The 12,352-nt window shown below is 35.9% G+C and carries 11 protein-coding genes; 6 read left to right on the top strand and 5 right to left on the bottom strand.

The features are described from left to right. Nucleotides 1–17 precede the first annotated feature (17 nt). Entirely contained in the window at nucleotides 18–410 is a 393-nt protein-coding gene (locus tag N784_RS13080) for a DUF1878 family protein (protein ID WP_084600255.1), read from the top strand. Between the two features lies 1 nt (nucleotide 411). Here N784_RS13080 and N784_RS13075 read toward each other — a convergent pair whose 3' ends face one another. Together N784_RS13075 and N784_RS13070 are read right to left on the bottom strand one after the other, a co-directional pair. Further along, nucleotides 412–984, bottom strand: coding sequence for an HTH-type transcriptional regulator Hpr (locus N784_RS13075; protein ID WP_036835624.1), 573 nt, complete (start codon nucleotides 982–984; stop codon nucleotides 412–414). Between the two features lie 178 nt (nucleotides 985–1,162). Further along, the gene (locus N784_RS13070; RefSeq protein WP_036835623.1) at nucleotides 1,163–1,657 is read right to left on the bottom strand and encodes a GbsR/MarR family transcriptional regulator; all 495 of its coding nucleotides are present in this window, start codon (nucleotides 1,655–1,657) and stop codon (nucleotides 1,163–1,165) included. A 283-nt stretch (nucleotides 1,658–1,940) separates the two neighbouring features. Here N784_RS13070 and N784_RS13065 point away from each other — a divergent pair, with 283 nt between their 5' ends. From N784_RS13065 to N784_RS13055, 3 genes are all read left to right on the top strand, one after another. Continuing rightward, nucleotides 1,941–3,140, top strand: a complete 1,200-nt coding sequence (locus N784_RS13065; protein WP_036835622.1) for a quaternary amine ABC transporter ATP-binding protein — start codon at nucleotides 1,941–1,943, stop codon at nucleotides 3,138–3,140. Then, nucleotides 3,127–3,969: an ABC transporter permease gene (locus N784_RS13060; protein ID WP_036835621.1), complete on the top strand. Its 843-nt coding sequence runs from the start codon at nucleotides 3,127–3,129 to the stop codon at nucleotides 3,967–3,969. The genes N784_RS13065 and N784_RS13060 overlap by 14 nt, the downstream gene beginning before the upstream one ends. Before the next feature lie 109 nt (nucleotides 3,970–4,078). Then, nucleotides 4,079–4,975 carry a glycine betaine ABC transporter substrate-binding protein gene (locus N784_RS13055; protein ID WP_036835620.1) on the top strand — a complete coding sequence of 299 codons (897 nt, stop codon included), beginning with the start codon at nucleotides 4,079–4,081 and terminating at the stop codon, nucleotides 4,973–4,975. A gap of 151 nt (nucleotides 4,976–5,126) precedes the next feature. Here N784_RS13055 and N784_RS13050 read toward each other — a convergent pair whose 3' ends face one another. From N784_RS13050 to N784_RS13040, 3 genes are all read right to left on the bottom strand, one after another. Continuing rightward, nucleotides 5,127–5,495, bottom strand: coding sequence for a YtxH domain-containing protein (locus tag N784_RS13050; RefSeq protein ID WP_036835619.1), 369 nt, complete (start codon nucleotides 5,493–5,495; stop codon nucleotides 5,127–5,129). 180 nt (nucleotides 5,496–5,675) lie between these two features. Continuing rightward, the gene (locus tag N784_RS13045) at nucleotides 5,676–6,221 is read right to left on the bottom strand and encodes a tryptophan transporter (RefSeq protein WP_036835618.1); all 546 of its coding nucleotides are present in this window, start codon (nucleotides 6,219–6,221) and stop codon (nucleotides 5,676–5,678) included. Between the two features lie 121 nt (nucleotides 6,222–6,342). Next, complete coding sequence (locus N784_RS13040) at nucleotides 6,343–6,771, bottom strand: HIT family protein (protein ID WP_036835617.1); 429 nt, start codon at nucleotides 6,769–6,771, stop codon at nucleotides 6,343–6,345. A gap of 323 nt (nucleotides 6,772–7,094) precedes the next feature. Between N784_RS13040 and N784_RS13035 the strand changes: the two genes are divergently transcribed. Together N784_RS13035 and N784_RS16040 are read left to right on the top strand one after the other, a co-directional pair. Further along, nucleotides 7,095–8,255 carry a response regulator gene (locus N784_RS13035; RefSeq protein WP_052127311.1) on the top strand — a complete coding sequence of 387 codons (1,161 nt, stop codon included), beginning with the start codon at nucleotides 7,095–7,097 and terminating at the stop codon, nucleotides 8,253–8,255. Nucleotides 8,256–8,667: 412 nt separating this feature from the next. Then, a complete protein-coding gene (locus N784_RS16040) occupies nucleotides 8,668–12,180 on the top strand; it encodes an SdrD B-like domain-containing protein (protein ID WP_052127310.1) in 3,513 nt (1,170 codons plus the stop codon). The last annotated feature ends 172 nt before the right edge of the window (nucleotides 12,181–12,352 follow it).

Raw genomic sequence — 12,352 nt, 5'->3', positions numbered from 1 at the left:
GGTTGGAGAGGTTGTTTATGGGGGCATTACAGCAGTTTAAAGGAGAGAACATAAGTGTGGAATTGCACGAAGATAAAACAGGGAAACTAGCCCTTCGTATTAGGCTTTTATCGCAAATGATAGATGGAGAGAAGCATCCATTCAAGAAGATGGTTGTGGAAAAGGAGCTAACAGAAGCGGAGTACGCTGAATTGTTAGCCTTATTAGATGATTTAGAAGGCCAATATGAGGAGCAGAAAGAGGCCGGCTTGTTAGATTTCACAGCCTTGTTACTTCACTTTGCAGGAATGCTAAATGTGAAATTACATCCGGATTACACGATAAAAGCGCTGAAACAAGAAGGGTTGTATTTAGAATTAATGAAAGAATTTAGTGCAGTGAGGTGGAAAATAGACGTTTCTGAATGTTAAATTAATTCCAATCAGATTCATTTGAGTGATCCTCCATAGCAGGTTCTTTATATTCGCTTTCAATACTCCTCATTGAACGATTTAAAATGTCTAAGTATTCTGGTCCATATACTTGGCGAATCAGCGCAATTAACTCTAAAAAATCAGGGAATTTTCCGTATAACTCTTTTAATGGCTGGACTCCTTTATAAATGGAGTTGTTCTCAGGCTTGTATGCTTGCATCGTTTCTAATAGCAATTTTTCTCCTTTAGGAGTTATTTCAATATAAGTATTTCGTTTATCATTTTCTCGTTTAGAGAACGTTAATAAATTTCTTGCTTCGAGCTTTTTAGAGAAATTAAAAGCAGTAGATACGTGCATAACCCCAAATTTAGAAATCTCGGATACGCTTGCTCCTTTTAAATGATACGCAATCCACAGAATATGGTGCTCATTAATGTTTAAATCAAAAGGCTTTATCCAGCTTTGCCAATCCTTTTCGATTGTTTTCCATAACGCTTTACTTAGTTGTGCCATTTTATGTGTAAATAAAATGGCTTCTTGTACAGATATCTCTTCATTATGACTCATCATTATCCCACCTTTTATGTATGAAACTACACTACTATTATTATCTCAAGAAAGCGCTATACTAGAAAGTGATACTATGTTAAATATATATGAATTTTTTTGAAAACTGCAACCTAAAAGCACCACTTTCATACAAAGTGGTGCTTTTTTTATGAGATGAAAGTAGTTATTTGGTTTGTAATCAAACGTCTAGCTTGGATAATGCCTGTGAGATTTCGTTGTGAAATGTAATGATTTGGTGGAGCCGATCATTCAGTTCTTCTACTTGATGAGCGGGTATAGAATGCTTATCTTCTGTTAAGCTTTGTTTAATTTCGAGAATGGATGCTTTTTGTCTCATCGTAGCGTCAAGCCAACGTAGTACAAAAGAGGACATAAATTTGTTAAATATATCGTCATTTGCTTTGTACAAATCCTTTCTAACTCCTTTGACCCAAACTCTTTCTACTAAATTTAAATCTACAAGTGTACGAATTCCTGTACTCATGGATGTTTTGCTCTTCGCTAACATTTCGCTCATATTATCAAGTGTCATTGGTTCATTAACAAGATATAAGGCAACAAATAGTCTAGCTTCTCCTGCAGTAAGGCCAAACATTTCAAGTGTTTTAGCAAATTCTGTGATTGTTTCATATCGCAATTTATTCAATAAGGAATCATTTTCGAATTCAGACATCAAAGGAGCCTCCTTCACGTTGCTATTACTTACCATACAATAAATTTTAGAAAATTTGAAATAATGGATAACATAGTATTTCGAAGCATAAGGGAGCATTTAAAAGAATTAAATGCCTTAAGTTTGTTCAGTTTAAACAGTACAATAAATATAAACTTATACAAAAGTATTTAAAGTTTGTTCTATTATTATTTATCATTTATATTAATGTAGTAGATGATTGGTTGTTTGAATGATTTGAAAACAAAGAATCTTTATTAAATATTAAGAGGGGTGAATATACGTGCCGGTTATTAAAGTGGAAAACTTATCGAAGATTTTCGGTAAGCACCCGGCTCAAGCGCAGAAACTGCTTGATGAAGGTTTTAAAAAAGAAGAAATACTAAAGAAAACAGGAAATACGGTCGGGGTAAACCGAGCGACATTCGAAGTTGAACCAGGCGAAATATTCGTTATTATGGGACTATCTGGAAGTGGTAAATCTACTTTAGTTCGCTTGCTTAATAGAATAATTGAGCCAACGGAAGGAAATGTTTATGTAGATGATCAAAACCTCTCGAATATGACAAGTAAAGAGTTACGAGAAGTGAGACGTCAAAAAATGAGTATGGTCTTTCAGCGCTTTGCATTATTTCCTTATCGCACCGTATTAGAGAATGCAGAGTTTGGATTAGAGGTGCAAGGAATGGAGAAAGAAGAGCGAAGTAAAAAAGCGAAAGAATCATTGGAATTAGTCGGATTGGGAAATTTCATTAATCAATACCCTGGGCAACTTTCAGGTGGTATGCAGCAACGTGTTGGGCTTGCTCGTGCACTGGCAAATGATCCAGAAGTGTTGTTAATGGATGAAGCATTTTCTGCATTAGACCCATTAATTCGTAAAGAGATGCAAGATGAACTATTGGATTTACAAGAGAGAATGAAGAAAACGATTATCTTTATTACGCATGATTTAGATGAAGCACTACGTATTGGAGATCGTATTGCGTTAATGAAAGACGGTTCTATTGTTCAAATTGGCTCACCTGAAGAAATTCTCGTCAATCCAGCAAATGATTACGTAGAAAAATTTGTGGAGGATGTTGATCGTTCGAAAGTATTAACTGCTCAGCACATCATGAAACGACCAGAAACAGTTAGCTATGAAAAGCATGGTCCACGTGTTGCATTAGAACGCATGAAGGAAGAAGGTATATCCACCATTTATGTAACGGATCGCACTCGTCAACTAAAAGGAGTCGTATCAGCTGATAAAGCATCGGAAGCGGTAAAAAATAACGTTACAGATTTAAATGAAATTATGGAAACAGATCTTCCTACGACATCTTTAGATACGTCGATGCAAGAAATATTTGATATAATTCACGATTCACCGGTACCTATTGCTGTAGTCGACGATGGTAAGCTACGTGGTGTTATCGTTCGTGGTGCTGTCATTGCTGCTTTAGCTGGAAGTGAGGTGTCATTAAATGGGGTTCATTAATACGATTCCAGTACAAGAATGGGTGGATCTTGTAACAGAATGGATTACCGATAATTTCGAATTTTTATTTGAACCAATAAAAGAACATTTAGGAGATTTTATTGAATGGCTTAGCTTATCGTTGCAATGGATTAATCCGTGGATTTTTATGCTTTTCATTGCCTTGTTGGCGTTTTTTGTAACAGGAAAGCGGTTTGGGTTAGCGACTTTTGCTTTTATTGGTTTATGGTTTATATTCAACCAAGGAATGTGGGAAGAATTGATGGATACATTTTCCCTCGTCATTACCGCTAGTGTCATCTCGGTTATTATAGGTGTACCCCTAGGAATCTGGATGGCAAAAAGTAATATTGTAGAAACTATTATGACACCAATACTAGATTTTATGCAGACGATGCCAGCCTTTGTTTATTTAATTCCAGCAGTTGCTTTTTTCGGAATTGGAATGGTCCCTGGAGTATTCGCCTCTGTTATATTTGCGGTACCACCTACTGTACGCTTTACTAATTTAGGAATACGTCAAGTTTCACAAGAATTAATTGAAGCTTCTGACGCTTTTGGTACTACGTCCTTTCAGAAATTATTCAAAGTTCAGTTACCAATGGCGAAAAAGACTATAATGGCAGGTATTAATCAGACTGTTATGCTTTCCCTATCCATGGTTGTTATTGCATCCATGATTGGTGCAGAAGGATTAGGACAGCGTGTTATAGAGTCTCTCTCCCGTAACCAAGTAGGTTTAGGGTTTGTCGCAGGTGTAAGTATTGTTATCTTGGCGATTATTATTGACCGTTTCACCCAAAGCTTGAATACCCAAAAAGGGGAGTAATGTATGTTAGACACGATTAGTAATAGGAAATGTTCGAATATAAGAACGGAACTACTTACTAATACGTGATCAAATAAAATCATTTGTAAAAAAGGGGAGTATGATAATTATGTTGAAATGGAATTGGAAACGTTTAAGTGTTGCAGCGGGTTTATCCTTGACACTTGTAGCGGCAGGGTGTGGTTCAGGAACTGAAGAAGGAACTAGTGGAAATGCTTCTGTAGGAGAAACAGTAGATTACACCATTACTGGTATTGATGCAGGTGCAGGTGTTGTAAAATCATCAGAAAAAGCAATTGAAGAATATGGTTTGGAAGATTGGGAAGTTAAGACATCTTCAGGCGGTGCAATGACAGAAGAATTAGGTAATGCCATTGAAGATGAAGAGCCAATTATCGTTACTGGATGGACGCCACACTGGAAATTTGCTAAATACGATTTGAAATATTTAGAGGACCCTAAAGGCGTATTTGGGGACGAAGAACAAATTAAAACAATGGTACGTCAAGGTGTCAAAGAAGAAAAGCCGAACTTTCATAAAATTTTAGATCAGTTTGCGTGGACTACAGATGAAATGGAACAAGTTATGCTATCTGTTAGTGATGGGGAAGATATAGAAACGGCAGCGAAACAATGGGTTGATGACAATGAAGATAAAGTAGCTGAATGGACCAAAGGAACAGAAAAGGTTGATGGAATAGAAGTAGAGCTTGTATATGTAGCATGGGATTCTGAAATTGCATCTACCAACGTAATTGCTGAAGTGTTACGTCGTCAAGGATTTGCTGTCAAGATTACTCAAGTTGAAAATGCGATGATGTGGAAGGCAGTTGCTGAAGGGGAAGCTGATGGAATGGTAGCAGCTTGGTTACCAGGGACACACGGTGATTTGTATGAGTCTTATAAAGATCAAGTAGAGGACCTTGGAGCAAACCTAGAAGGTGCTAAAATTGGTTTAGTCGTACCAAAATATATGGATGTTACTTCAATTGAAGACTTGAAATAAGTAGTGAAAAAGCTATACAATAGATGAAAGTCTTTTGTATAGCTTTATTCTATGGATAGTGACACATACTATTATCTTTTTCCATAAATGTGAATAAAGCCCCTGCCACAAGACGGGTATCCGTTCAATGGCAGGGGCTTTATTAGCTGTTTCACCGGAATGTGTTTTGTTGCGTTTTTTCTTCTAGTTCTTTTAAGCTTTCCTCAATTTCTTGAAGGCTTTTGGTGATTTTTCGTTGGTGAGGCTCCATCGTTTGTTTCCAACTCTCAATCGATTTTTTCATATCAGTAGAAAGACTTTTTAGAAGGGTCACACCTTCTTTAGATGTTTGAGCTAATTGATCAGATAGCCCTTTCCCTTCTTCTTTAAGTGCCTCTAGTGTGCTTCGTAGCCGTTCAGTGGAATCCTTCGTCTGTGAACGAATTTGACTTCCTGAAGAAGGAGTGTAAAGTAATGTAGCCGTTGCGCTTACCATGCCGCCTACAACAAACCCTAACCATAATGATTTATTTTTTCCCATAAGTTAAAACTCCTTTCTTGCTTCTATTATAGCGAATTTGCCTCTTGATGTTGAGTTATAAATGTCATATATCTGAACATTCATGAACTTTTTTTGAGAATATTATATAGTGTTTTTCTTATTCCCTCTTCTATACAATTAACAACCTCTGAACGAGTCAGAGGTTGTTATATATAAATATTAGGATGCTTTTGTAGTTATCGATGAGATACGACTTCGTGCAAAGATTCTTGCTATAATTGGATACATTATAATCATGGCGACAGTATTCAGCACCGCTGCAGGAAGGACGACCGCTAGAAACAATGCTGTAAATGATCCTTCAACTAAACCGATAATTATAACAGCAACATAGAGGAATATAGCACCACTAATTATTGTTCCAATGGCAGTAATTACCGGAGCAAGTTTCACTGGTCGTATTACTTTCTGGAATACAATTAGTAAACCAAAGAACAAACATGCAGTTATTGGTTTGTCTACCATATTAGCCATTTGTCCACCGGGTACGGAAGTCGTTAAAGCTGATATGCCTGCAGTTAAGAAACCGAGTAATATCACATAAGGTAACTGTGGGAATAATAGAATCCCAAGAAACATCATAACTAACAACATATCAGGTTTCATTCCAAATAAAATAGGTGGTGCGAAAATGTGCAATACAGCTCCAATCCCTATTAACAAAGATAGCATAACTAACACACGAGTATCGAACTGCTTATTCATCTTATCTCTCCTCATCTAATCTACTCTCTTCTGCTTTCCACCTGTGCCCTCATGGCCAAGTGCGAAAGGATAACTTTATTGTACCAAATATTCTGTCAAAGTAAATGGATATTTTAATGGTTTACATTTGAATTTGTTCAGAAATGGAATGAGCCATTGCTTGCAAATCTTCATTCGTATAATCATTTGTATGCGTCTCCCACTTAGCGCCAAAACCATCCGCCTTCCCGTAACGCGGGATCAGGTGAATATGTAAATGGAATACCGTTTGACCAGCAGCCTCTTCATTGTTATTGAGAATGTTCATACCAACTGGTTGAAAGGCGTCTTTAATTGCGTTTGCAACCTTTGGTACGCGAGCAAATAGTTTTTCAGCTACATCTTCTTTTAAGTCGTAAACATTTCGGGTGTGTTGCTTTGGAATAATTAATGTATGTCCTTTCGTTGTTTGACTAATGTCTAAGAATGCACACACATGTTCATCTTCATACACTTTAGCAGAAGGGATTTCTCCAGCAACAATTTTACAAAAAATACAGTCTTGATTCATTGTTTCTTCCTCCATTCATCGTTGAAAGTACTTTTATCATAACAAGGATTGGTTACATTTTGAAGTAGAAAATAGTCTTCCCTTTGGTACATATGTGTGGGTGGTGATACAATAAAAGTAATATTTTTGACCTAGGGAGATGAGTGAAATTGTTAGATGCTACTCTACCTGTTTGGTTTTGGGTTGTGTCCTTTATGGTTATAGTTGCTTTCATTATTATTTCTGAAATATGGCTTAGGAAATAAAGATACATTTGTTTATGGGGAATTAATTGTAATAGATGATACGAGTGAATACTACATGTTAAATGAGGGGAGAAGGATATGAAAGCTATCTTAGTAGATGATGAACAGCTTGCACTGGATTACCTTCAACGATTATTGGAGAAAATGGGCGGAATACAGGTACAGGGAGCTTATACTAATTCTGTTACCGCAAAAAAACACATTTTGCAACAAGAAGTTGATGTTGTATTTTTAGATATTCATTTACCAGAAATAAACGGTATAGAACTAGCGGAGAAAATCATAGAAGCAAAGCCAGAAGCAACGATTGTGTTTACGACTGCATATGATAATTACGCTGTACAAGCTTTTGAATTGAACGCGATTGACTATTTAATGAAGCCTATTCAATTAAATAGGCTAGAAACAACTATGGAGCGGATAAAACAGTTAAATGGATTAAAACGACCAATCGAAGCATCGAAACACCAATTTCTCCGTGTCCATGTTTTTGGGAATTTGTCCTTTCAATTAGTAGATGGTGAGAAGGAAATAGTTACGTGGAGAACGAAGAAAGGCATGGAAACCTTTCTATATCTTATCCTTCATCGTGAACAGCTCGTTTCAAAAGCGACGTTAATAGAATTACTTTGGCCAGATGCAAATCCTGACAAAGTATATACGCATTTATACACAACTATATATCATGTACGTAAAACATTAAGCAAGTACAACAACCATTTTAAACTCAAAAATAAAGCAGAAGGGTATATTTTGAGAACGAAAGATGTCTTATTAGACGTTGAGCAGTGGAAGGATAAGATAGAAACACTTCCATCCCTTAGTGACAAGACTATACAAATGTATGAAGATGCAATGGCCATTTATACAGGTGGATATTTACAAGACTATGATTATTTGTGGGCAGAAGGGGAACGATATAAGTACGAACAACAGTGGGTGGAAATCGCTTTGCAAATAGCCGCATTTTACGTTAGGCAAGGAAAGTTAATAGAAGCAAAGCAATGGTATACACGTATTTGTGCAGATGCACCGCTCGTTGAAGAAGCGTACTTCGCATTGATGAAAATCTTTGCTGCAGAAAAGGATCATGTCAGTGTGCATCGGCAATACCAAATACTCGAAAACGTGTTGTATGAAGAACTAGATGTAGCACCGAGTGATGAAGTACAAAAGTGGTATCTTCACTCGTGTACATCGACGAATGAGGGTATTTTGCACAACACATCAAAAAGGTAGAGTAGTACGCTTTGCGGTTATACATAAACGAACTGGTGGCGCCGGTGATATTTAGGGGGGGAGACTCCCAGACAAAGTGATTTCCTTAGAATGTAATAGAACAATAATTTAAATTGATGATTCCTAATTTATGAAGGGATCATTTTTTTTTGGATTTTATTTGCTTTTTCTGTCTTAAAAGCAATATATTGTTGCATTTGTTCAGGAATTGTTGAGATGTATCATTTACATTATATCAAGAATAATTAACTTGTTACTACATTGTTGTATAGCCTTATTTGTTATTATGAATTGCTAATTAGGGGGGATATTAGTTTGTTGTTTTTTGGTGAATAAATAAAATCAATTGCTGTTGATAGTTCTTCATATTGAAGATATCATACAAAATTTATTAATGAAGGAGGAATTATTAGTGAGAGTTAATAGATTACTGGTAATTTTAATGTCTATATTCCTTCTACTTCATTTAACTACGTCACAATATGCAGTACATGCATCTGCAAATCAAAATAATAAAGCAGTAGAAGAAGAGTTAACATTAGAAAATCTTTCCCGCTCAATTGATCACTATAATGCTGTGTTATTTGGTGATCATACATTTGATAGTGCGGATACCGAAGGGTCTGTTGCAGTTAAAAATGATATTTATGTGGAAGGCCATTTCACATATGGCGCAGCTGCCACTGGTGGATATAACATTATAGGAGATCCTTATTTATATGAAAATACGCCAGGGTTAATCTTAGGAGGGAAGATTAACAATTCACCTACACATGTAGTAATTGAAGGTGGCGGATTTGTTTATACGGATGCAGCTACTACACAGCATGAAATTGATTTAGTGAGTGGGAACAGATTGGAAATACAAAAGAGTGAAATGAATACGATTTTTGATAATTTTTTCATTCAAATAAATCGAAATATAGAAAGTACGATGATTTATAATACAGCTTCCCCTAATGCAAAAGTTACATTTGAAGAATCTACATATGATAATTCTGTGCTAGTAGCTAATATTTCAGGTGATGTTGTGAATATTGGGGAATTAAATATTCCTGACTTGTCAAATTATAGAAAGGTTATCGTCTATTCTGAAGCTAGCTCGATTAACTTTTCAGGCGGGGCAATGCTTTATGATGGAAAACTAATTAACACAAGTGCTCCGCACGGAACAGAGCCTAATATGAAGCACGTTGCTGATAAATTGACTTGGTTATTTCCACAAGCAACTGAAGTTAGTAGTAGTGGATACGGATTAATTGGTGATGTGTATGCTCTGAATGCAACTTATACGGGAAAAGGTGGTTCACTAAATGGATCATTATATGCGACGAACTTAATTTCTTCAGGTGGATTTGAACTTCATAATTTTCACAACAAAGTATCTCTGGGGGATTATGTATGGGAAGATATTAATAAAAATGGAATACAAGATGAAGGTGAACCACCGATAGCAGGAGTTAAAGTAAATCTCTTAAATTATAATGGCCAACAAATTGCCACAACAACTACAGATGAACATGGTAAATATGAATTTAGTAGACTAGATAGAAATGAATATAAAGTGGAATTTGTTTTGCCTGAAGGATATAAATTTACAAAAGCAATGCAAGGTGAAGATCCAGCAAAAGACTCTAATGTAATAGAGGAAACAGGAACAACTGGAAGAACAGATTTTATCCATTTAACAGATGATGATATAACGTGGGATGCTGGATTAACGAAGATACCTGATGTTGTATCTTTAGGGGATTATGTATGGGAAGATACCAATCGAAATGGGTTGCAAGATAAAGGTGAACGACCGCTAGAGGGGATTAAAGTAAATCTCTTTAATCATCAGGGAGAACAAATTGCCACAACAAAGACAGATAGCACTGGAAAGTATCTTTTTAAAGATTTGAAAATAGGTGAATATGAAGTGGAATTTGTCTTACCTGAAGGATATGGGTTTACAAAAGCAAAGCAAGGTATAGATCCGGCAAAAGACTCTAACGCAAATGAGGAAACAGGAAGGACAGGTATCATCGACTTAACGGATGATGATATGACTTGGGATGCTGGATTAACAAAGCTTGTATCTTTAGGGGATTATGTATGGGAAGATGCTAATCAAAATGGATTGCAAGATAAAGATGAACCACCGATAAAGGGAGTTAAAGTAAGTCTCCTTAATCATCAGGGAGAACAAATTGCCACAACAAAGACAGATAGCACCGGAAAGTATCTCTTTGAAGGTTTACAACCAGGCAAATATGAAGTGGAATTTGTCTTACCTGAAGGATATATATTTACAAAAGCAATGCAAGGTGAAGATCGGGCAAAAGACTCTAACGCAAATGAGGAAACAGGAAGAACAGGTATCATCGATTTAACGGATGATGATATGACTTGGGATGCTGGATTAACAAAGCTTGTATCTTTAGGGGATTATGTATGGGAAGATGCTAATCAAAATGGATTGCAAGATAAAGATGAACCACCGATAAAGGGAGTTAAAGTAAGTCTCCTTAATCATCAGGGAGAACAAATTGCCACAACAAAGACAGATAGCACCGGAAAGTATCTCTTTGAAGGTTTACAACCAGGCAAATATGAAGTGGAATTTGTCTTACCTGAAGGATATATATTTACAAAAGCAATGCAAGGTGAAGATCGGGCAAAAGACTCTAACGCAAATGAGGAAACAGGAAGAACAGGTATCATCGATTTAACGGATGATGATATGACTTGGGATGCTGGATTAACAAAGCTTGTATCTTTAGGAGATTATGTATGGGAAGATGCTAATCAAAATGGATTGCAAGATAAAGATGAGGAACCGTTAGAGGGAGTTCAAGTAAACCTCCTTAATCATCAGGGAGAACAAATTGCCACAACAAAGACAGATAGCACCGGAAAGTATCTTTTTAAAGATTTACAACCAGGCAAATATGAAGTGGAATTTGTTTTACCTGAAGGGTATACATTTACAAAAGTAACGCAAGGTGACCTGGCCAAAGACTCTAACGCAAATGAGGAAACAGGAAGAACAGATATCATCGATTTAACGGATAATGATATGACATGGGATGCTGGAATTTATTTATCTCCATCTGTTCCTAAAATTGACAAAGATGTTAATGGGAAGAAACATTTAGATATCTTACGTGAAAAAGAGTACCAGTACAATGTGATTACACAAATACCAAATGATATTAAGTATTATGACAAATTTAGTATCACGGATAAGGTAGATAAAGGTTTGACTGTTATTAAAGAGAAAGTCGCTGTAACAGTTGATGGAAAAGAGAGTAATGCCCTTAATTTAACAGTTGATGGTAATATTGTGAAGGTGGAAGTCCTTGATTTCAATGCGTTGGATGGAAGTAAACAGATTGAACTAGTCATTCCAGCAAAGATTAATGCGGATACAGATATATCCATTTATGAAAATGGAAAGATTCCTAATACCGTAACACTAGATTTTGTAAACGCAACAGATACAGAGGATAACAAAGTAACTGATCCAGTGACTGTAACACCAATAGATAATGGAATAGTTGAAATTACTAAAACAGATGAAGAAACAGGAGAAGTACTAGTTGGTGCAGAGTTTGAATTACGAGATGTAAATAATATGGATAAAGTCGTTGCTTCGGGTGTAACAGATGCAAATGGAAAGCTAACATTTGATAAGTTGCCATTAGGTAGCTATCAACTCGTAGAAACGAAAGCGCCTGATGGGTATCGAATATTGAAGGAACCAATTGAAGTCGAAATTACGACAGATAAATCCGTTGTTCAATTAACAGTAGACAATACAAAATCAAATTATTTGTTGCCTAATACAGGAGGCATAGGAACAACCCTATTTTATGCACTAGGTTTTATATTAATGTCATTAGCTCTATTTATCTTATTAAAAAAGAGAAAAAATCAATAAATAAGCTATGAATCTTTAAAACTATTAATGAGGATTTAAGGGGGTGAGAAGGTAACTATACCTTTTAATAGTCGAAAGATTTAAAATATTAATTTTATTTTAAGGGGAGAAAGTATACATGATAATTAGTAAACAAAGAACATTAAATGTGTTCATCGTATTCACACTTTTA

It is taken from the genome of Pontibacillus litoralis JSM 072002 (assembly GCF_000775615.1).
Classification (GTDB): Bacteria; Bacillota; Bacilli; order Bacillales; family BH030062; genus Pontibacillus; species Pontibacillus litoralis.
Note: the sequence above shows the minus strand (reverse complement) of the source record. Positions and strands in the feature narration are given on the sequence as shown.